Source organism: Micromonospora jinlongensis (assembly GCF_013410645.1).
Taxonomy (GTDB): domain Bacteria; phylum Actinomycetota; class Actinomycetes; order Mycobacteriales; family Micromonosporaceae; genus Micromonospora; species Micromonospora zamorensis.
Genome location: NZ_JACCHK010000001.1, coordinates 1400636 through 1420902, shown reverse-complemented (window position 1 = coordinate 1420902; position 20267 = coordinate 1400636). Strand labels below are relative to the sequence as shown.

The 20267-nt window shown below is 71.8% G+C and carries 20 protein-coding genes; 12 read left to right on the top strand and 8 right to left on the bottom strand.

Annotation, left to right across the window (positions count from 1 at the left end; genetic code table 11):
- The first annotated feature begins 52 nt into the window (after nucleotides 1-52).
- The 4 genes from urtB to urtE are packed head-to-tail and all read left to right on the top strand — an operon-like array spanning nucleotide 53 to nucleotide 3592.
- On the top strand, nucleotides 53-940 hold the full coding sequence (gene urtB, locus HNR22_RS06040) for an urea ABC transporter permease subunit UrtB (RefSeq protein WP_179779467.1): 888 nt from the start codon (nucleotides 53-55) through the stop codon (nucleotides 938-940).
- On the top strand, nucleotides 937-2127 hold the full coding sequence (gene urtC / locus HNR22_RS06035; protein WP_179779466.1) for an urea ABC transporter permease subunit UrtC: 1191 nt from the start codon (nucleotides 937-939) through the stop codon (nucleotides 2125-2127). Before urtB ends, urtC begins: the two co-directional genes overlap by 4 nt.
- Complete coding sequence (gene urtD / locus HNR22_RS06030; protein ID WP_179779465.1) at nucleotides 2124-2900, top strand: urea ABC transporter ATP-binding protein UrtD; 777 nt, start codon at nucleotides 2124-2126, stop codon at nucleotides 2898-2900. Before urtC ends, urtD begins: the two co-directional genes overlap by 4 nt.
- Complete coding sequence (urtE, locus tag HNR22_RS06025) at nucleotides 2900-3592, top strand: urea ABC transporter ATP-binding subunit UrtE (RefSeq protein ID WP_179779464.1); 693 nt, start codon at nucleotides 2900-2902, stop codon at nucleotides 3590-3592. Before urtD ends, urtE begins: the two co-directional genes overlap by 1 nt.
- Before the next feature lie 15 nt (nucleotides 3593-3607).
- Here urtE and HNR22_RS06020 read toward each other — a convergent pair whose 3' ends face one another.
- Both HNR22_RS06020 and HNR22_RS06015 read right to left on the bottom strand, forming a co-directional pair.
- Complete coding sequence (locus HNR22_RS06020) at nucleotides 3608-4483, bottom strand: alpha/beta fold hydrolase (RefSeq protein ID WP_179779463.1); 876 nt, start codon at nucleotides 4481-4483, stop codon at nucleotides 3608-3610.
- A 76-nt stretch (nucleotides 4484-4559) separates the two neighbouring features.
- Nucleotides 4560-5594 (bottom strand): LacI family DNA-binding transcriptional regulator, encoded by a 1035-nt coding sequence (locus tag HNR22_RS06015; RefSeq protein ID WP_179779462.1) that lies wholly within the window; start codon nucleotides 5592-5594, stop codon nucleotides 4560-4562.
- 126 nt (nucleotides 5595-5720) lie between these two features.
- Here HNR22_RS06015 and HNR22_RS06010 point away from each other — a divergent pair, with 126 nt between their 5' ends.
- From HNR22_RS06010 to HNR22_RS05995, 4 genes are all read left to right on the top strand, one after another.
- Nucleotides 5721-6668, top strand: a complete 948-nt coding sequence (locus HNR22_RS06010) for a LamG-like jellyroll fold domain-containing protein (RefSeq protein ID WP_218906205.1) — start codon at nucleotides 5721-5723, stop codon at nucleotides 6666-6668.
- A 37-nt stretch (nucleotides 6669-6705) separates the two neighbouring features.
- A complete protein-coding gene (locus HNR22_RS06005) occupies nucleotides 6706-8808 on the top strand; it encodes a PQQ-dependent sugar dehydrogenase (RefSeq protein ID WP_179779460.1) in 2103 nt (700 codons plus the stop codon).
- A 101-nt stretch (nucleotides 8809-8909) separates the two neighbouring features.
- Nucleotides 8910-9380: a molybdenum cofactor biosysynthesis protein gene (locus HNR22_RS06000; protein ID WP_179779459.1), complete on the top strand. Its 471-nt coding sequence runs from the start codon at nucleotides 8910-8912 to the stop codon at nucleotides 9378-9380.
- A 357-nt stretch (nucleotides 9381-9737) separates the two neighbouring features.
- On the top strand, nucleotides 9738-10265 hold the full coding sequence (locus HNR22_RS05995; protein ID WP_179779458.1) for an SUKH-4 family immunity protein: 528 nt from the start codon (nucleotides 9738-9740) through the stop codon (nucleotides 10263-10265).
- 1 nt (nucleotide 10266) lies between these two features.
- Here HNR22_RS05995 and HNR22_RS05990 read toward each other — a convergent pair whose 3' ends face one another.
- The 3 genes from HNR22_RS05990 to HNR22_RS05980 all read right to left on the bottom strand — a co-directional run bounded on the left by HNR22_RS05990 (nucleotide 10267) and on the right by HNR22_RS05980 (nucleotide 11757).
- Nucleotides 10267-10644, bottom strand: a complete 378-nt coding sequence (locus HNR22_RS05990) for a nuclear transport factor 2 family protein (RefSeq protein ID WP_179779457.1) — start codon at nucleotides 10642-10644, stop codon at nucleotides 10267-10269.
- Nucleotides 10645-10748: 104 nt separating this feature from the next.
- On the bottom strand, nucleotides 10749-11168 hold the full coding sequence (locus tag HNR22_RS05985; RefSeq protein WP_179779456.1) for an ATP-binding protein: 420 nt from the start codon (nucleotides 11166-11168) through the stop codon (nucleotides 10749-10751).
- A 256-nt stretch (nucleotides 11169-11424) separates the two neighbouring features.
- Nucleotides 11425-11757 carry a nuclear transport factor 2 family protein gene (locus HNR22_RS05980; RefSeq protein WP_179779455.1) on the bottom strand — a complete coding sequence of 111 codons (333 nt, stop codon included), beginning with the start codon at nucleotides 11755-11757 and terminating at the stop codon, nucleotides 11425-11427.
- Between the two features lie 179 nt (nucleotides 11758-11936).
- Between HNR22_RS05980 and HNR22_RS05975 the strand changes: the two genes are divergently transcribed.
- Nucleotides 11937-12323 (top strand): DUF2267 domain-containing protein, encoded by a 387-nt coding sequence (locus HNR22_RS05975; protein WP_179779454.1) that lies wholly within the window; start codon nucleotides 11937-11939, stop codon nucleotides 12321-12323.
- Between the two features lie 115 nt (nucleotides 12324-12438).
- On the opposite strand, the gene HNR22_RS05970 is transcribed toward HNR22_RS05975, so the two are convergent.
- Complete coding sequence (locus tag HNR22_RS05970; protein WP_179779453.1) at nucleotides 12439-14844, bottom strand: ricin-type beta-trefoil lectin domain protein; 2406 nt, start codon at nucleotides 14842-14844, stop codon at nucleotides 12439-12441.
- A 244-nt stretch (nucleotides 14845-15088) separates the two neighbouring features.
- Nucleotides 15089-15931, bottom strand: coding sequence for a copper resistance CopC family protein (locus tag HNR22_RS30945; RefSeq protein ID WP_218906201.1), 843 nt, complete (start codon nucleotides 15929-15931; stop codon nucleotides 15089-15091).
- 124 nt (nucleotides 15932-16055) lie between these two features.
- Between HNR22_RS30945 and HNR22_RS05960 the strand changes: the two genes are divergently transcribed.
- From HNR22_RS05960 to HNR22_RS05950, 3 genes are read left to right on the top strand one after another with little or no spacing between them, the layout of a single operon-like run.
- Nucleotides 16056-16526 carry a cupredoxin domain-containing protein gene (locus tag HNR22_RS05960; RefSeq protein WP_179779452.1) on the top strand — a complete coding sequence of 157 codons (471 nt, stop codon included), beginning with the start codon at nucleotides 16056-16058 and terminating at the stop codon, nucleotides 16524-16526.
- A 5-nt stretch (nucleotides 16527-16531) separates the two neighbouring features.
- Nucleotides 16532-17872: a hypothetical protein gene (locus tag HNR22_RS05955; RefSeq protein ID WP_179779451.1), complete on the top strand. Its 1341-nt coding sequence runs from the start codon at nucleotides 16532-16534 to the stop codon at nucleotides 17870-17872.
- A 36-nt stretch (nucleotides 17873-17908) separates the two neighbouring features.
- The gene (locus tag HNR22_RS05950) at nucleotides 17909-18679 is read left to right on the top strand and encodes a nucleotidyltransferase domain-containing protein (protein WP_179779450.1); all 771 of its coding nucleotides are present in this window, start codon (nucleotides 17909-17911) and stop codon (nucleotides 18677-18679) included.
- A gap of 26 nt (nucleotides 18680-18705) precedes the next feature.
- Here HNR22_RS05950 and HNR22_RS05945 read toward each other — a convergent pair whose 3' ends face one another.
- The gene (locus HNR22_RS05945) at nucleotides 18706-20100 is read right to left on the bottom strand and encodes an FAD-dependent oxidoreductase (RefSeq protein WP_179779449.1); all 1395 of its coding nucleotides are present in this window, start codon (nucleotides 20098-20100) and stop codon (nucleotides 18706-18708) included.
- Between the last annotated feature and the right edge of the window lie 167 nt (nucleotides 20101-20267).

The following is a 20267-nucleotide window of genomic DNA, read 5'->3' as shown; positions in this document are numbered from 1 at the left end:
GCGGTGACGCGCCCCGCCCGGGCCACCCGACCAGCAGTTCGGAGTACCCACCGTGGCAGTCCTCTTCGGTCAACTCTTCACCGGCATCAGCATCGGCGCGGTGCTGCTGCTCATCGCGCTCGGCCTCGCGCTGACCTTCGGCCAGATGAACGTGATCAACATGGCGCACGGCGAGTTCATCATGGCCGGGGCGTACACCACCTACGTCCTGCAGCAGAGCATCTCCGGGGCCGGCTGGTCGCTGGTTGTCGCGCTACCGGTGGCGTTCGTGGTCGCCGGCACGATGGGCGCGCTGCTGGAGATGCTGCTCATCCGCCGGCTGTACGCCCGACCACTGGACACCCTGCTGGTCACCTGGGGTGTGTCGCTGATGCTGCAACAACTGGCCCGCGACGTTTTCGGCAGCCCGAACGTGCAGACCCGCGCGCCGGAGCTGCTGACCGGCAACGTGGCGCTCCCCGGTGGGCTGACCATCGCCAACAACCGGCTGTTCATCCTGGCCCTGGCGCTGGCCGCCGTCGCGGCGCTCACCCTGGCGCTGCGGCTCACCCCGCTCGGGCGTCGCATCCGCGCGGTCGTGCAGAACCGCGACCTCGCGGCGGTGTCCGGCATCGCCACCTCCCGGGTCGACCGGACCACCTTCTTCGTCGGCTCCGGCCTGGCCGGGCTCGCCGGTGTGGCGCTCACCCTGCTGGGCCCGATCGGTCCGACCATGGGCACCAATCTGATCATCGACGCCTTCCTGGTCGTCGTGGTCGGCGGGATCGGCCAGCTCAAGGGCAGCGTGATCGTCGCCTTCGCCCTCGGCGTGCTCCAGGCCACCGGGGAATACCTCACCACCCTCAGCGTCGCCAAGGTGATCGTGTTCGTGGCGATCGTCGCGTTCCTCCAGTGGCGGCCACAGGGCCTGTTCACGCTGCGGACCAGGAGCCTCGCATGACCGCCGTCACCCCCGCGCCGCCCGACACCGCCGTCGACCCGGCACCCGTCAGCGCCGTACCGCCGAGGCGGCCCGCGAGCCGATCGCGACTGCGGACGGCGGCCGGCTTCGCGTTCGGCGCGGCGCTGCTGTTCGCCGTCGCGCCGCTGGTCTTGTCGGACTTCCGGCTGTCCCTGCTCGCCAAGTATCTCTGCGTCGCCATGGTCGCGGTCGGCATCGGGATCGCCTGGGGTCGGGGCGGCATGCTCACCCTCGGCCAGGGCGTCTTCTTCGGCCTCGGCGGCTACGCGATGGCCATGCACCTCAAGCTCGCCGACGCGGGCCCGGCCGGGATGCCGGACTTCATGCAGCTGTACGGGCAGCTCGACGAACTGCCGCTGTGGTGGAGGCCGTTCGCCAGCCCGTGGTTAGCGCTGCCCGCGACGGTGCTGCTGCCGATGGCGGTCGCCTTCGGGCTCGGCTCGCTGGTGTTCCGCCGCCGCGTGCGCGGCGCGTACTTCGCCATCCTCAGTCAGGCCCTCGCCGCCGCGATGGTGATCCTGCTGATCGGCCAGCAGGGCACCACGGGCGGGACCAACGGGCTCACCGACATCAAGGGCTTCTTTGGCTACGACCTGGACGACCCGGTCAACCAGCGGATGGTCTACTTCATCATCGCCGGCACACTGCTGGCGTTGCTCGCGCTGACCCGTCAACTCATCCACAGCCGCTACGGCGAGCTGCTGGTGGCGGTCCGCGACGGCGAGGAGCGGGTCCGCTTCCTCGGCTATGACCCGGCCTCGGTCAAGCTGGTCGCGTACGTGGTCGCGGCCGGGATGGCCGGCCTGGCCGGGGCGCTGTTCGTGCCCGCGGTGGGCATCATCTCGCCCGCGCTGATCGGTATCGTCCCGTCGATCGAGTTCGTCATCGGCGTCGCGGTGGGTGGTCGGGCCACAGTGCTCGGGCCGGTGCTCGGCGCGGTGGCGGTGGCCTGGGCGCGTACCGCCCTCTCGGAGCGGTTCCCGGGCACCTGGACGTACCTTCAGGGGTTGCTCTTCGTGGTCGTGGTGGCGTTCCTTCCCGGCGGCCTGGCGTCGCTGTGGGCGCTGGCACGTCGCCGCGACGGCAGCACGGCGCCGGCCCGGCGCGGGTGGTTGCCACCGGCCCGACGACGCGGCGCGCGGGGGACGGAGGTGCCGGCGGCATGAGCGACGACCGGCTGAACGGCTTGTCCGTCCGTGACGTGCGGGTCAGCTTCGACGGTTTCACCGCCGTCGACGGCGTCTCGTTGGAGGTGCCCGCCGGTGACATCCGGTTCCTGATCGGGCCCAACGGAGCCGGCAAGACCACGCTGGTCGACGCGATCACCGGCCTGGTCCGGGCCACCGGCTCGGTCCGCTTCGGCGCCGACGAGCTGCTGGGCCGTCCGGTGCACCGGATCAGCCGGCTGGGCATCGGGCGTACGTTCCAGACGTCCTCCGTCTTCGAGGAGCTGTCGGTGCTGCAGAACCTCGACATCGCGGCCGGCGCCCGGCGTGGCTGGGCGACCCTGGCCCGCCGCCGTCGCGGCGTCCCCGACGAGGTGGCCGCGGCGCTGGAGACCATCGGTCTGGCCGAACGGGCCGAGCACCTCGCCGGGACGCTCGCGCACGGGCAGAAGCAGTGGCTGGAGATCGGGATGCTGCTGGTGCAGGACGCGCGGCTACTGCTGCTCGACGAGCCGGTCGCCGGCATGAGCCACGAGGAACGCGACGCCACCGGGGCCCTGCTGGAGACGGTGAGCAGGGACCGCACCGTCGTGGTGATCGAGCACGACATGGACTTCCTGCGCCGGTTCGCGCGCAGCGTCACCGTGCTGCACGCCGGCCGGGTGCTCAGCGAGGGCACCGTGGCGCAGGTCCAGGCGGACCCGCGCGTGCAGGAGGTCTATCTTGGCCACCCGGTCGACGCCGGGTCGGCCCCCACCGGTCTGGAGGCATGATGCTGACGCTGCGCGGGGTGCACGCCGGGTACGGGCGCAGCCAGGTGCTGCACGGGGTCGACCTCACCGTCCCGCCCGACGGGGTCGCCGCGGTCCTCGGGCACAACGGCGCTGGCAAGAGCACAGTGCTGCGGGTCGCGGCCGGCCTGCTGCGCCCGAGCGCCGGCACCGTCGAGCTGGACGGCGAGAACGTCACCCGCCTCGGGCCGCACGAGCGGGTGGCGCGGGGGATGGCGTACGTCCCGCAGGGGCAGCAGTGCTTCCCGCACCTGACCGCCGCGGAGAACCTGCGGCTGGTCGCCGACGGTCGACGCGACGGGGCGGTGGCGACCGCTGAGGTGCTGGACCTCTTTCCGGCGCTGCGCCCGCTGCTGCGACGCCGGGCCGGACTGCTGTCCGGCGGTCAGCGCCAGCAACTGGCCATCGCCCGTGCGCTGATCACCCGGCCGAGGCTGCTGATGCTCGACGAGCCGACCGAGGGCATCCAGCCGTCGGTGGTCGCGGAGATCCAGGAACGGATCGTCGAGTTGACCAGGCAGTCCGGGTTCAGCGTGCTGCTCGTGGAGCAGCATCTGGGCTTCGCGCTGCGGGTGGCGAGCCGCTACCAGGTGCTGGAATCCGGCCGGGTCACCTCGCAGGGGGACGGTGGTGTCACGGCGGAACGGGACGTCCGGGCGGCCCTGGCCGTCTGACCCGCGACCACCCGTTCAGGGTTGGAGACGGGTGAGGAAGTCGCGGACCAGCCGGACCACCTCGTCGAGGTGCGTTTCGAGCAGCCAGTGCCCGCCGTCGAGCAGGTGGAGCTCGGCATCCGGCAGATCCCGTCGGTAGGCGTGGGCCGCGCCCGCCGGCATGTACCCGTCGTGCGGTCCCCACACGATCAGCGTGGGCGGCCGGTGAGTCCGCAGGTACTCCTGCTGGCGGGGGAACCAGGCGACGGTGGTGCCCTGGTCGGTGAGGAGCCGTAGCCAGGCCTCCCGCCGGCGCGGATCCGTGACCAGCGCACCGGAGAGCCGCCACAGGTCGGGGCTCACCCGGTCGGTCAGCCGGTCCGGCAGCTCGCCCAGGAACTCGCGCCGGAAGCCCTCCTCGCTGATCGCCGCGGCCAGCTGCTCCCGGCCCTCGTCGGTCGGGTCGCGCCAGAACCGCTTCAGCGGCTCGTACTTGGGCCCGTGCTGGTCGGGGTAGATGTCCCCGTTCTGGATCACGAGACCGGCGACCCGCTGCGGCGCGGTCATCGCGAGGCGGAGCCCGAACTGGCTGCCGTAGTCCTGAAGGTAGATCACGTAGCGGGTCAGCCCCAGCGTGTCGACGAAGCGTCGGAGCAGGTCGGCGTGAGCGTCGAAGGTGTACGCGAACCGGTCGGGGCCGGGCAGGTCGCTGTAGCCGAAGCCGGGGTAGTCGGGCGCGATCACGCGCCACCGGTCGGACAACGCGGGCAGCAGGTGGCGGAACTGGAACGACGACGACGGGTAACCGTGCGGCAGTAGCACCACCGGCGCGTCGGCGGGGCCGGCCTCCCGATAGAAGATCGCGATGCCGTCGACGTCGACCGTCCGGTGTCGTACGGCGTTCTCGGCCATGACCTCTCCTGACCCAGTTACGGGGTGGACTTCTCGACCGTGCCAGAAGTCCGGCCGTCGCGGTGTGGCATTGCGGTCAGGTCGTCGGCGCGGGCCCGGTCGAGTCGCGGACGACCAGCAGGTGCCCGGTGGGACGGCGGCGGGGGCGGGCCGAGCGGGGCTTCAGGGCGAGGGTGAGCGCCGTGCGGCCCATCTCGGTCATCGGCAGGCGGATGGTGGTGAGGCTGGGCGCGAGGTCGGCCGCCACGGAGACGTCGTCGAAGCCGACCACGGACATCCGCGCGGGCACCGGCACGCGGCGGGACCGCAGCGTGGACAGCACGCCCATGGCCATCACGTCGTTGAGCGCGATGATCGCCGTCGTCTCGGGATGTTCGTTGAGGATCTGCTCGGCGGCGGCGCGCCCACCGCCGCGGGTGAAGTCGCTGTGCACGACGACGAGGTCGGCGGGGGACCGCCCGCGCTGCCGCAGGGCCGACGACACCCCGGCCAGCCGGTCCGCGACCGTGGTGAGCCCGGCGCTGCCCGCGGCGACCGCGATCCGCCGGTGACCGAGATCCATCAGGTGCTGGGCGAGGGCGTGGCCGCCGGCCTCGTTGTCCGGTAGGACGGCGTCGACGCCGAGCGCGTGCCGACCGATGGCGGCGGCCCGTCCGCCGTGGTCCTGGAACGCGGCCAGTTCGGCGCGGGCCGCGCTCTCCATGCGTGGGTCGTCGTAACCGGAACCGCTGATCAGGACGATGCCGACCCGCTGGGCGATCAGGTGGCGCAGCTGTTGCAGCTCGTAGCCGGGGTCGCGGCCGGACTGGCAGATCTGCACCAGCAGCCCCTGCTCGGCGGCGAGTTGGATGACCCCGGCGGCGATCTCGGCGAAGTACGGGTCGTCGACCTGGTGGACGATCAGCCCCACCGTTGAGCTGGCCCCGCCGGCCAGGGTGCGAGCGTACGGGTTGGCGACGTAGCCCAGCTCACGCGCGATCTGCCGGATCCGGTCGGCCACCTCGGCGCTGACTCCCTCGCGACCGGCGAGGGCTCGGGATGCGGTAGCCAGCGAGACGGCGGCGTGTTCGGCGACGTCCACGAGGCGCGGCCGCTGGTTGGTCCTGGGCATCCGCAACCCTCCGGAAACATCCATGTCACCCGATCTATTGCGAGCGCCATTCATCGGAGCCTAGGGTACGTAAGCGCTTACGTAAGCGCTTACGTGACCGGCATGCCGCGAAGCGAGGTGACAGCCATGTCCAGGGCCCGCCAAGCCGCCGTGTCCCTCCTGGCGATCGGCGCACTGACCGGCGCCGCTGCGCCACCCGCGCAGGCGGACCGGAGCATCCCGCACGACGTCCACCCGGCGCTGCGCGCACACCTGGTCGCCGCGTACGACTTCGACCACCCGGTGCCCGGAGATCCCGCGTTGGAACGCGACCAGGGCCGCTCCGGAACCGAGATCGAGCTGATCAACGGCGGTGCCGCCATGCGGGTGCCGGACCGCGCCTACCGGGGCAGTCGCAACGCGGTGCAGACCCGGCAGGTCGCCCCCGACGTCGCCGGCAACGACGACTGGAAGGCCGGCACCTGGTCGGCCAGCGGGGTGCGGACGCTGCGCGCCTTCAGCGCCACCGCGGGCACCACCGTGATGGGCTGGTTCAAGCTCAACATGGACAGCCCGCTGCCCAACTCCGCCACCGCCGACCCCGCCGACCGGTACAACGCGATCGGGCTGGCCGGGGTGCTGACCGGCGACTCCGACGGCCACGGCGTGCGGGCCCTGCTGGAGCTGATCGACGTCGACGGGGAACTGCGCCTCGTCGCGCTCGGGCGGCGACTCGACGGCGGCAACTCGCAGACCTTCGCCGCCAACCAGGACTGGCGCGAGCTGTTGCCCGTGGGGGAGTGGGTGCACCTCGCCGCCACCTTCGACTTCGACACCGGCGGCCTCGCCCTCTACCGCAACGGCGAGCCGGTGGACGGCTTCTACACCCGCACCGACGACCCGTGGCTGGTGTCCGGGCCGGGCCCACACCTCACCACGGCCTCCGACCCGCGCGGCATCAAGATCGGCGGGAGCTTCCCCCAGGACACCCTGGAGCGCAACCCGTGCGACTGCCGCATGGACGGCCTGATGTTCCTCGACAGTGTGGTCTCCGCGAGCGACGTGCGGAGGCAGTACCACCACCTGGCCCGCTGACCACCCTCGGCACCGTCCCACCGAGAAGGAGACACGCGTGCGCACCCTGCACCGCCGCGCCGGCACAGTCCGCCGGCACACAGTGAGGGCCGGCCTCACCGCCCTCGTGCTGATCCTGTCCACACTGGTCGCCGCGCCCGCGCGGGCCGCCGACGCGGTCGACGACCCGATTCCCGAGATGCCGGTCCAGTCCCGGATCGGGCTGGTCCTGCGCGAGTACGCCAGCTTCCCGCAGTCGTACCCCACGCCCGCCCCGACCGATGCGCGGCTCATGCGGACCGCCCGGATCAACACGGTGATGGAGCTGCCCGACGGCTCCGGCCGGCGGGCGGTGCCGGACCTCAACGGCAACCTCTACCTGGTCGAGGGCGGTGTGCCGCACGTCTACCTGGACGTGGCGGCGACGTTCGCGCCGCAGTTCTTCTCCGGTCGTGGGCTGGGCCAGGGCTTCGGCTACGTCGCCTTCCACCCGGAGTTCGGCGTCAACGGCCGGTTCTACACCATCCACACCGAGTTGGCGTCCACGACGACCGCCACACCCGATTACGCCCAACCCAACTCGCTCTTCCACGGTGTCATCACCGAGTGGACGGCGACAGATCCAACCGCCGCCACCTTCGCCGGCTCGCACCGCGAGGTGCTGCGCATCGGCTTCGGTGGCCAGGTGCACGGCATTCAGGAGATCAACTTCAACCCCACGGCCAAGCGCCACGACCGCGACTACGGCCTGCTGTACCTTGCGGTCGGCGACGGTGGCCAGGGCGCCCGCAACATCGACCCGCAGAATCTGGCGCTGCCGCACGGCAAGCTGTTGCGGATCGACCCCCGGGGCACCAACTCCGCCAACGGGCGCTACGGCATCCCACAGGGGAACCCGTTCGTCGGCCAGACCGGCGCGCTCGGAGAGATCTACGCCGTTGGTTTCCGTGACCCGCACCGGTTCAGCTGGGACCGGGCGACCGGCCGGATGTACCTCGGACACATCGGTGAGCACGCCGTCGAGGCGATCTACGAGGTCCGCGCCGGCGACAACTTCGGCTGGAGTGAGCGCGAGGGCTCCTTCGTCTTCGACAAGGCCGCCACGAGCCCCTGCGACCGCCTGCTCCCACTGCCCGCCGACGACGACCGGTACGGCTACACGTATCCCGTTGCCGCGTACGACCATGACCCCGCCCCGGGCTGGAACTGCACCGACGACGTCGGTGTCGCGGTGGCCGGCGGGTTCGTCTACCGGGGGCGCACGCTGCCCGCGCTGCGCGGCAAGTACGTCTTCGGTGACCTGGTCGACGGCCGGGTGCTCTACACCGAGGCGAACGAGATGCGCCGTGGCCACGGACTGGCCCCGATCCACCAACTCGCGCTCTTCGACGCGGCGGGCGGCCCGGTCCGGATGCGGGACCTCTCCGGACCCGGCGCGCCCGGCGACCCCAACCGGGTGGACCTGCGCTTCGGCACCGACGCCGCCGGTGAGCTCTACCTCGTCGCGAAGGCCAACGGGAAGATCTGGAAGGTGACCGGCACGAGGGAGTTCGCCAGCGGCGACGTCGGCGACACCACGGTGCGCCGCACCGCCGGGGCGTCGAACTGGGCACCGGTGACCCCGGCGAAGTGGCAGTTCACCCGCGACCAGGTCATCCTCGCCGAGGCCGGGGAGAGCCGGCCGGGTCCGCGCCGGCCATTCGAGTACGCCGTGCTGACCGCCGGCCCGGCGTGGTCGTCGGTGCAGGTCGACGCCCGGGTACGGCTCGACACGCCGGTGGAGGTCAGCAACCGCGACGTGATCATTGTCTTCGGTTGGCGCTCGGACACCGAGTTCTACTACGCCCACCTCTCCACCGACAACACCATCTATCCGCACAACGGCATCTTCAAGGTCGACAACGCCGACCGGGAGCGCATCGACCACCAGTGGAACGGCCGCTCCCGGGGCGCCAACCCGGCGATCACCGACGCCAACTGGCACCGCGTCCGGGTGGTGCACCTGCCGTCCACCGGCGAGATCGCCGTCTACGTCGACGGAAACCGAGACCCGCTGATGACCGCGACGGACACCACGTTCGGTTCGGGGCGGGTGGGCTTCGGCTCGTTCGACAACGTCGGCCGGGTACGGAACCTGACCGTGACCGGCACGCCGGCCTGAGCCGTGCCGCGGCGGGGACGGCGACACATTCGCCGCCGTCCCCGCCGGGTCATCCGTCGACCTGCCCCGGACGACCCGATCCGCTTCGTAGACTTCCTGCCATGCCGGAGATCGTCGAGTTGCTGGCCTCGCCCGTGCACCGTTTCCTGGGCCGACCCGCCGACGGCCCGGCCCCGGCCCCGCCCGGTGAGCTGGTCGACGCGGTCCGGATCCGGGCCGGCCTCGGCATCGTCGGCGACCGGTACTTCGGCCAGCAGGCACACCGCGACGCCAGCGTCACCGTCATCGCCCAGGAGTCGCTGCCGGTCGGCATCGGCCTGGCGGAGGTCCGGCGCAACATCCTCACCACCGGGATCGCCGTGGACGAGCTGATCGGCAGGGTGCTGGTGCTGGACTCCGGCAACGGCCCGGTCAGCCTGCGGGTCAACCGGGCGGCCCGGCCCTGCGCCTGGATGGACGTCACCGTCGGCCCGGGAGCGTGGAAGGCGCTGCGCACCACCGGTGGCATCCGCTGCACGCCCCTCAACGACGGCACCCTGCGCGTCGGCCCGGTCGACGCGGTCGTCAGCTGAGGAAAGGGCTCGACGCCAGCGGCTTGGGCGGGCATGGTGTGCGTCGACCTGACCGGCGTCGTCGCCGAGCAGCCACGCCCGTTGGTGTTCGCCACCGTGAGCGCCGCCTCACCACCAGATCCTGGACAGTTTCCGTGACGTCCTGACGGAACTGTCCAAGATCTGCGACTCAGACCGACCTGCGCGCCGCCGGTCGAGAACTCAATGAGCTGGTGGTGTCGGCCCGGTTGGCGGATTCGGCGAGGTGACGCCCCGGCGAGCTGCCGCGTGGTAGAACCAATCCGCACATCGGCTCGCAGGTCTGCGGGCAGCCGGGAGCTTTGCCGGACAGGACCTCATCCGAACAGAGGTGGTGCAGTGAATCCCGAGCTGCGGCAGCTCATCGAGGAGCTGCGAGCCGATCTGGCCGACCAGCCGGCGAGCCTGGCGTACGCCGAGTTCGGCGAGGGCGCCGCCATCGATGTCGTGCCGGCGAGCCTCCCGGCCGACCTGCGCGATCTCCTGCTGGTGGCCGACGGGCTGCGGGCGGGTCGGCTCGAGCTGGCGTCCACGTCGACCCTCGCCGGGATCCAGTACCACCTCGACTACGCGCCCGACTTCTCCACCATCCCCGAGGACCGGGCTGGCTGGCTGGTGGTGGGCACCCGCAGCGACGAGCCGATCTTCATGGACCGTGGCACGGGAGCCATCTGGTACTTCCCGCCCAACGGCACCGAGTGGTTCATGTCCGACGCGTTCGAGGAGCTGGCCCCCGACCTCGGATCCTTCGTGGACTACTACCTGCTCGGCCCGGGCTACGCCGACCTGACCCCGGCGGACGACAGGTGGTTCGCGTTCCTCGACGAGCAGGGCCTGCTCGACGACGAGGACGAGGACCTGAGCTGAGTCAGACCGGGCTGATGTGTGCGGCGAGGACCCGCCAGCCGTGCGGGTCGTCGTGGACCCAGGTCCGGGTGTAACGCAGGCGAGCGGCGAACGGCGCCCCCTCGAACACACCGGACACCCGGCCCAGGAAGAACGTCACCCCGGTCTTTCCGACGACGAGCAGGTCCAGCTCCTCCTCGACCAGCTCGTGCACCACCGAACGGCGGTCCCGGTGCGCGGCCAGGTCGTCCTGCTTGGTGCCCGGACGGCCGTCCGGGCCGATGGCTATCAGCTGGTCGACCAGCAACTGATCGAGAGCATCGACGTCGCCGGCCCGTTGGGCGGCCTGCAGGGTGCGTTCGGCATCGAGCAGCTCTGCCTCGCGTGCGCTGTCCGGCATCGTGCCGTCCTCCCGGTCGGGTCCGACCCGGGGTCACCGTCCACCCGGGCTGTCCGCATTGTGGCAGGCGACGCGGCCCGAGCGGGCATGGATCGCCGCCCGGCTCACAGGCTCAGGCGAATCCGTACGACGGTCTCCCCGGGTCCGGTGAGCACGGCGACCTCATCGCAGACCTGCTCCACGATCGCCAGCCCCCGGCCCCGGATCGAGTCGGTGGACGGCATTCCCTGGCCGAACTCCCGCGCCGGCCCCCGGTCGACGACGTCGCAGAACAACTGGCCGGACTCGGCCCAGAGCAGGACCCGCCCGCCGCCGGTGGTGTGCTGCAAGGTGTTGCTGGCCAGCTCGCTGACCGCGAGTGTCAGCAGCTCCACCCGATGCGGTGGCAGGCCCCGGGCCAGCGCCCCGGCGCTGACGAACGCGCGCAGCGCTCGCACGTCGGTCGCCACCTGGTACGCCATGGTGTCCGTGACATGGGCGGGGGTGCTCTGCTCGACCACGGTGTCGCGCCGCTCGGCCGGCATCAGCCCCCCGGCCGCGGGTCGCCGGTCAGTGTCACCACGATCCGCCCGGGTGCCGTGGACGTGTTCGCCTCGACGTGCGCCATCGGACACCAGCAACCCTTTTCCGTAGCGACAGCCGTTGTCGCCACATCATGTCATCCGCCGACCCCTGGGCCGTCTCGTCCGTTCGGCGGTTGATCACGCGCGGGCCGGGCCGACCAGGCATCCGGCACCGGGCGGTCGGGCCGCTGCGTCGGCGCCCGAGCAGCAGCCGCTGCTACGGGCGGATGTCGAGGGCACCGATCAGGTTGTCGCGCAGCGTGAACCGGTACCGCAGCTCGATCGGGCTGCCGGGGAAGTCGCCGGAGACCCGGGTGAGGGCCAGGTACGAGTCGCCCGCCTCGGGTGTGACACGTACCGGTTCGGCGGTGTAGGAGTAGGCATCCATCGTCTTCTGCCGCCACGCGCGGATGGAGGCCCGTCCGTCGTACAGCCGGTCCTCGTCGGCGACGCTCGCGGTGTCCGCGAAGCAGGCGACGAAGGCGTCCAGGTCCCGGTCGTTGATGGCCCGGAAGTACCGGTCGATCACGTCGGGTAGGTCGACGGCCATCTGCTCCTCCTGCGGCACGGGCCGCCGTCGGGCAGCCGTCGGGTTCCCGGTCCGACCTCACCGTACGAGACTCCGACGGCGCCGCGCGGAGCAACCACCAGACCCGTCCCGCTCCGGCCGCCGGGTTTGCCGTGGACGGGCCCGGGTAGCCACGCATCTCCGAAACGAAGGGCGGGGGAATGGCCGAGCTGGGGTTCGTCGACAAGGTCGCGGCACGGGCGGGCGTCCCGCCGGAGCAGGCGCGCCCACTGACCGAGGCCGTTCTGCGGACCCTCACCGAGCGGCTCAGCGGCGGTGAGGCGGGCGCGTTGGCCCCCCACCTGGCCGACGAGTTGAGCCCATTGCTGGTCAAGGCCGCGGAGCCACCGGAGGCGTTCGGCTACGACGAGTTCCTCCGCCGGGTCGCCGACCGTGCCGGGATCGACCGTCCGGCCGCCGAGCGGGGCACCCGGGCGGTTCTCCAGACCATGCACCGGGTGGTCGGGCACCGGGAGTTCGAGGACGCCCTGGCCCAGCTCCCATCGGAACTCCGCGCCCTGGCGCAGCCGCTGCCGCACGGTCCCTGACCGACGGCAGTCCGCACCGCCGCGCTGGCGCTGTACGCCCGGCGCTGGTGACGCTGCGCCAAACGGTCCGGGGCGCGGCCCGACCGGGAGGTCGGACCACGCCCCTCGTCCGACGTCAGCCGGTTACCCCGCCACTGACCACCCACTTCTGGTGGGCGCCGCCCGAATACGTGCCGAGCTGGATCTGGGTGCGGTCGGCGCTGCTACCGCCTGCGGCCTCCAGGACCTTGCCGGACTGCGGGTTGCGGATCGACCCGTCGGCCTGCGGCTGCCAGACCTGCGCGCCGCTGCCGTTGCAGGTCCAGAGCTGGACCTTCGTGCCGTTGGCGGTGCCGCCGTTGTCCACGTCCAGGCACTTGCCCAGCACCCGGTACGTGTCACCGACCTTCGTCCACGACTGCGCGGTGGTGCCGTTGCAGGTCCAGAGTTGGATCTTCGTGCCGTCGGCGGTGCCCGCGTTGTCGACGTCCAGGCACTTGCCACCGACGCCGGTGATGGTCCCACCGGTCGGCGGCGGGGGGCTGCCCGGGATCGAGTTGAGCGTGTACCACGCCTCGGTGCTCCACAGGGACTGGCCGCTGGTGGAGGTGAACGGGCGCGGTGACCGCAGGTGCACCACCCTGCCGGCCTTGCGTCCGGGCACCGTGAGGCTGACCTTCTTGCCGTCCGACGAGAGGGTGGCCGAGGTGACGGTCAGCGTCTCCTCGTCGATCTTCGGACCGCCGTAGTTCGAGGTCGCCACGTACCGCCACTGCTTGAGCTTGTACCGCGCGGCCAGGTCGGTGGCGGTCGCCGTCGACACGGGCTGGGTGTACTCGACCTCGAAGCCGGTCGTGGTGGCGCGCATGGCGAGCATCTCGAACGTGGTGGCGGTGTTCGGGGTGAGCTTCTGCAGGCCGTACGACAGCTTGCCGGTCTGGCCCCAGTTGCCGCCCGCGCCGAGCCCGCCGACGTAGATCGCGCCGTCCGGGCCGATGTTCACCTCGGAGACGCCCGCCTCCAGGCCCTGGGTGAGCCGGAACAGGGCGCCCTGGTACTCGCCGTTGACCTTCTCCACGGAGGCCCGTTGGAGGCCGCCGTACGTCACGTCGCCGATGACGAACTGGCCGGCGTAGCGGCCGGTGGTCAGGTACAGCGGGGTGCTGGGCGAGTTGGCGATCTCGTTCTGGGGCATCCAGAGCACCGGCGGGGTGACCGGGTTGGTGTCGAACGGACCGGCCGGGTTCGTGTAGTGGTTGAAGAACCGGCCCTGCTTGACGTGCACCAACTTCGACGAGGGCAGCCAGCCGCCCTGGTTGTCGGTGACGAAGATGCCGCCCTCCGGGCCCCAGCCGATGCCGTGCGGGGTGCGCAGCCCGCCGGCGACGTAGCTGACCGCGCCGGTGTCCTTGTTGATTTTGAGGGTGCTGCCCCGGTTGGCGGCGGGCTGCGGGTTGGTGGTGGCGCCGCCGGAGTTGATCGACACCGACAGGTTCAGGTAGAAGAACCCGTCGGCGTAGAGCAGGCCGAACGCGAACTCGTGGAAGTTGCCCCCGTACGGCCAGGTGGCGACGGTCTCCAGGCGCTCGGCCACCTCGTCGCCGCCGGTGTTGACCAGCCGGGTCAGCCGCTGCTTCTCCGAGACGTAGACCACCCCGTCGACGATCTTCAGCCCCATCGGCTCCTTCAGCCCGCCGGCGATCTTCTTGGTGGTCACGGCGCCCGGAGTGGTCGCGCCGCCGGTGTTGCCGAGGATCCAGACCTCACCGTCCTGGGACGTGCCGGACTGGTCGCTGCCGCCCCAGGTGGAGACAACCAGCCGCCCGTCGGCCAACCAGTCCATCCCGGTGACCTTCGGCTGGAAGCCGCTGGGCCGCAGGTTGGTCAGCGTGTAGCCCGGGTGCACCCCGGTCAGTGGCAGGCCGTCGCCGGGAGTGTCGGCGATGCCCTCGCATTCCTTGCGTCCCGGTGCGGTCACCCGGACGACGCCCGCGTCGGTGCTCAGCGCCGAGTTCGGTACGACCACGAAGGACGACGAGCCGGGCGTCTTCCATTCCAGGGTGATCTGCTGCCCGCCGCCGCGTTCGAAGTGGTCGATGCGCAGCGGGTGCAGCCCGGCGGTGAGGGTGACGGTGCCCTCCTTGGGTGGGGTCGCGCCGTGCAACCCGTCGTGGTCGATCACCACCGTGTTGTCGATCGCCAGCTTGGACCCGTCGTCGCTGCTGAGCCGGAACGTGTAGCTGCCGGCCTGGGTGGTGGTGATGTTGCCGAGCACCTGCGAGACGAAGTTGTCCTCGAAGCCGAAGTCGGCCGCCGAGGTCCAGTTGATGGTGGACATCAGCTTGTCCACGTTCGGGGTCTGCGCGGGTTTGAGTGTGCAGAGCGTGGAGAGCGGCACCTGCACGTCGAAGACGCGCAGCGTGACACCCGGTTCCTGCGCGGGTGCGGCGGTGGCCGGAGCGGCCCAGAGGCCGGCGGTGAGGACGAGTGCGAGCGCACCCAGTGCGGGTTTGTGGAGTCGGCGTAGCAGGCGTGTGCCCATCGTTCCTCCAGGAGGCGGTGGAGTGTCCGACGGCCGGCGCGGAGCAGCGGTGAGGATGGCCGTCGGCCCGGGTCCGTAACGTCCTCGACGCCGACGAGTGACGTTGCGGAAACACGGGGTGGATGGATCGAGACATTAAGGCGTTTCGATTGGACTGTCCATGGCTTCGCCTCGATGCATCAAAAGTTCTTCGTGTCCGTGCGAAAGTTCGCGATGGTACGCGAAGAATGTCGGCTGCGGCCGACTATCGCCGTCCGCCTCGGGATCGGCCGCCCGCCCGGTTGCCGGGCTTGCGGGCCGTGTTCGCCACCTTGCGCGCTTCGGGCGCCTTGCCCGCCCTGCCGATGGGTCGGCGGCTCGCGCTGACGGCCCCCCGCGCGACCGGTCGACGGCGGGCCGCCACCAGCACGATCGCGGAGACCACGACGACGATGAGGGCCGGGACCAGCCATGCCGGGAACCCGCCGTCCCGCTGATCGTCCGTGGCGCCAGCCGGATCGGTCGCCGGGGCGCCAGTGGCGTCCGCCGGGCCGCCAGTCGCCCCGGGGCTCGCCGGCCCCTCGCCCTCGGCCTGGGCGAGCAGTGTCGCGTCCGGCCCCGCCGTGGGCACCACCCAACCGGCCGGCGCCCGCGTACTCGGCCCCTGGTAGTCGAAGGTGACGTTGCCCCGCACCGCCTCACCGTCCGAGGCGACGGAGAGGTAGCTGGCGGTGTAGCGACCCTTCGCCGGCCAGTGGGCGACGGTCACCATGGCCGGGAAGCCGGTGTGGTAGAGCCGTGGCTCGAACACACCGTTGACCATGAAGTACTCCTGGACCGGCTTGTCCAGGCGCTTCGGCTCGCCGAACGACCAACCGTTGTCCACTCGCGACCCGTCCGGCCCGGTGACGGTGAAGTGGGCGTTCGAGGCCGGTTTCTCGGTGAAGTACAACCCCAACTGTGTCAGCGGCTCGCGCACGACGGTGCCGGTCAGCGGGGTGCTGGTCGCCAACTGGCCGTGCGCGGACGCCGGTGCGACCGGCAGCAACAGCGACACCACCACCGTCGCGGCCAGGGCCGACAGGGTGCGGCTCAGGATGTGACGCATAGTGACGAGCCTCGATCGCATTGGTTCATCATGGTCATATCCCCGCCGCCGAACAAGACGTACAGTTCTCCTCCCCGACGATCAACCCGACACCCGTCCCCCTCGCGTCGTTCGGAGTCCGCCCGTGTCCGTCCGTACCCCCGCCGGCCGCACTACCGCCGCCCTCGCCGCCACCGCCCTCACCGCCCTGCTCCTCGTCGGGTGCGGCCAGGACGACGATCCCTCCGTCGCCACCCCCTCGGCGGCATCGACGTCCGCCGCGCCGCCGAGCGTCACCGCGTCGACCCCGACGGCCGGTGCCACCCCGAGCGCCGCCGCCAGCACCCCGGCCGTGGACCGGGAGATCACCGTGACGATCGCGAAGCGGCGGGTCGATCCGCCGACCGGACGAATCACCGTGGGTAAGGGCGAGCTGATCCGGATCACTGTCACCTCCGACGTGTCCGACGAACTGCACGTGCACGGCTACGACCTGGGCGCTCGATTGCCGGCCGGCACTCCCGGGTTGGTGGAGTTCCGGGCCGACAAGACCGGGCTGTTCGAGGTGGAGACGCACGAGACCGAGCTGGTGCTCTTCCAGCTCGTCGTCCGCTGAGCGACATGACCGCCGCTCCCACGCTGCTGGCACACGGGGTCGGTGGTCGCCAGGACCTGCCGATCACGCTGCCGCAGCTCGTCGTCGCCGCCGCGCTGACCCTCGTCGTCACGTTCCTCGCCCTGGGCCTGCTCTGGCGTGAGCCGCGACTCGACCGGGACGCGACCGGGGGCCGACCGGTGCCGGGATGGCTCGCCCGAATCGTCGACGCGCCCGCCTTCCGGTGGGTGCTGCGGGTGCTCGGTCTGCTCGCAGCCGCCTGGTTCTGCCTGGGTCTGCTGGGCGGGCCGGACACCGCGAACAACCCGACGGCCGGCGCGCTCTACGTGCTGCTCTGGGTCGGGCTGGCACCGCTGTCGCTGCTGCTCGGCCCGGTCTGGCGAACGGTCAACCCGCTTCGTACGGTGCACCTGCTGGCGGCGCTGGCCGCCCGGCGCGACCCGCACCGAGGGCTCCGTCAGCTACCGGCCGGCGTGGGGTGGTGGCCGGCCGCCACCACCCTGTTCGGCTTCGTCTGGCTGGAACTGGTCGCACCCGATCGCGCCACCCTGCCGGTCATCACCGCCTGGCTCGCCGCGTACGCGGTGGTCATGCTGGCCGGCGCTGCGGTGTTCGGGGCCGGCTGGTTCGACCACGCCGACCCGTTCGAGGCGTACAGCGCCCTGATCGGTCAGCTCGCCCCGATCGGCCGGGCCGCCGACGGCGTGCTGGTGTGGCGCAACCCGCTCGACGGGATCGCCGGGCTGCGGCCCCGCCCGGGACTCGTCGCCGTGGTGATCGTGCTGCTCGGCTCCACCATGTACGACAGTCTCTCCAACGCGCCCGGCTGGCTGCGGTTCAGCCAGGAGAACGGCCTGCACCCGGCGGTCACCGGCAGCGCCGGGCTGACCCTGGTTGTCGCCGCCGTGGCGGTGGCGTACCTCGCCGCCACCGGAGCCGCCGCGCGCATCGGTCGCGCCGACCCGGCCGACGCCCGGGGCGTGCCGGGCGAGATCGCCCACTCGATCGTGCCGATCGCGGTGGGCTACGTGGTGGCGCACTACTACTCGCTGCTGATCCTGGAAGGCCAGCGCACCGTCGCGCTGCTCTCCGACCCGTTGGGCACCGGCGCCAACTGGCTCGGCACCGCCGGCTGGGAGCCGCACACCGGGCTGGTCACGCCGTCCGGGGTGGCCACCCTCCAGATCACCGTCATCATCCTCGGGCACCTGCTCGGCACGCTGCTCGCCCACGACCGCGCCCTGTACCTGTTCCCCCGGGCCCGGGCGGTGGCCGGCCAACTGCCGCTACTGGCGCTCATGGTCGCGTATACCGTCGCCGGTCTGCTGCTGCTCTACGCGGGGTAGTCCCGCCTGGTTCCGACCCGTGCGTCATGATGGCCCGTGGACTCCGATCTTCAGCGCTACCTCGATGACCTGGTCGCCGCCGCCCGTGACGTCCTCGGGGCCGACCTGGTCGGCGCGTACGCGGCCGGCTCGGTGGGGCTCGGCGCGTACCAGGCAGGCCGCAGCGACGTGGACGTGGCGCTGGTCAGCGCCGGTCCGCTCACCGAGACCGCCAAGCGGGCGCTGGTGGCGCGGCTGCGGCACGAGGCGCTGCCCTGCCCGGCGCGAGGGCTGGAGCTGGTCGCCTACGACCGGGCAGTGGCCGCCTCGGGCACCCCGGAACCCGGTTTCGAGGTCGAAATCAACACCGGGGCCGGCATGCCGTTCCGGTGCACCCTCGACCCGGCCGACCGGCCCGCCGCCGACGGCCGCTTCTGGTACGGGCTGGATCGCAGCATCCTGCACCAGAGCGGGCTGCCGCTGCTCGGGCCGCCAGCGGGGGAGGCCTTCGCCGACCTCACACCGGCCGATCTGCGTCGACTGCTCGTCGAGGCGCTGTCCTGGTGGCTGGCCCTGCCGACACCACCGGGCGACCAGCCCGCGCCCGGCACGGAGGACGCGGTGCTCGGCGCGTGCCGGTCGCTGGTGCGGCACCGCGACGGCGTCTGGCTCGCGAAGGTTGCGGCCGGCCAACGACTTGTCGACGCCGGTTACCGGGCCGAGGTGATCGGCCAGGCGATCGCCGCGCGGCACGGCGGGCCGCCGCCCACCGGGGCGCAGGCACGAGCCTTCCAACAACGGGTACGCGACGAGATCGCCGCCGCGTAGCCGGCCCGGTGCCGACGTGAAGACGGTCAGCGGACCGGGCTGGGCTGCAACGAGGCGAAGAGCAGGTTGAGACCCTCGGTCATGGTCGGGTGGGTGATGACCGCGTCGCGCAGGGCGGTCCACGGCATCCCGGCGAGCATGGCCAACTGCACCGAGGTGATCACCTCACCGGCCTCGGCGCCGAGCAGCGCCGCGCCGAGGATCCGGTCTGTGCTGGCGTCGATGACCGCCTTCCACATGCCCTTGGTCTGGCGCAGGGTGCGCGCCCGGGGGATCGCGGCGACCGGCAGGTGAGCGACCTGGACGTCGTACCCGGCGCGGCGTGCCTCGGTCTCGGTGAGCCCGACCCGGGCCAGCTCCGGGGTGGTGAAGACGGTGTACGGGATCAACCGGTCGGCGGTACTGCGCTGTCCACCCGCGAGGTTCGCCCGGATGATCCGGTAGTCGTCCAGCGAGACGTGGGTGAACTGCGGGCTGCCGGCGACGTCTCCGGCGGCCCAGGTCCGCTCGGCGCTGGTCTGCAGGTGCTCGTCGACCTCCACGAAGCCCCGTTCGCTGAGGCGTACGCCGGCGGCGGCCAGGCCGAGCCCGTCGGTGACCGGTGCCCGACCGGCCGCCACCAGCACGTCGTCCCCGGTCACCAGGCTGCCGTCGTCCAGCGTCACTCGGACCGTGCCGTCGACGTCGCGGTCGACCCGGGCGACCGCGACGCCCACCCGGACGTCGATGCCGTCGTCGACGAAGACGCGCATCACCGCGTCACTCACGTCGGGGTCCTCGCGGGTGAGCAGTCGCGGACCGCCCTCGATCAGCGTCACCGCGCTGCCGAACGACGCGAACATCTGCGCGAACTCCACCCCGACCGTGCCGCCGCCGAGCACCACCAGCCGGCCCGGCAGCCGGTCCAGGTGCAGCAGGCTGTCGCTGGTCAGCACCCCGGCCTCGGCCATCCCGGGCACCGAGGGCAGATGCGGACGCGTACCCGTGTTGATCACCATGTCGTCGCCGCGTAACAGCCGCTCACCGCCGTCGGCGAGCGACACCCGTACGGTCCGGGGGCCGACGAACCTCGCCTCACCGATCACCAGGTGCAGACCGGAGTCGAGGAACTGCTGCCGGTTGGCCGCGACCATCCCCTCGACGACGTCCTGCTTGTGCGCGCGCAACAGGTCCACGTCGACCCGGCCGCCCTCCACCACCAGGCCGAGCGCGGACGCGTCACGCAGCAGGCGGGCCGCCCGCGCGCTGGTCACCAGCGCCTTCGTCGGGATGCACGCGACGTTGATGCAGCTGCCGCCGATCATGCCGCGTTCGACCATGGCGACCCGCTGCCCGGACCGGGCGACGTCCATGCTCAACGTTTTCCCGGCCTTGCCGCCGCCCACGACGAGCAGGTCGAACTCCTCCGGTCGGTCGGTCACCGGGTGCTCCTCTCGGTCGCCGGCGGGCCGGCGGCCACCGCTGGTGCGCGGCGGCCAGCCCAGCCTGCCAGCTGCACGGAAGACGCCGGCTCGGTTCGGCCCAGAATCCCCCCGGGCCGACCGCCGTCGAGGTCGTCCCGGGCCGTGCGGGATCGCGTGCGCCGGGG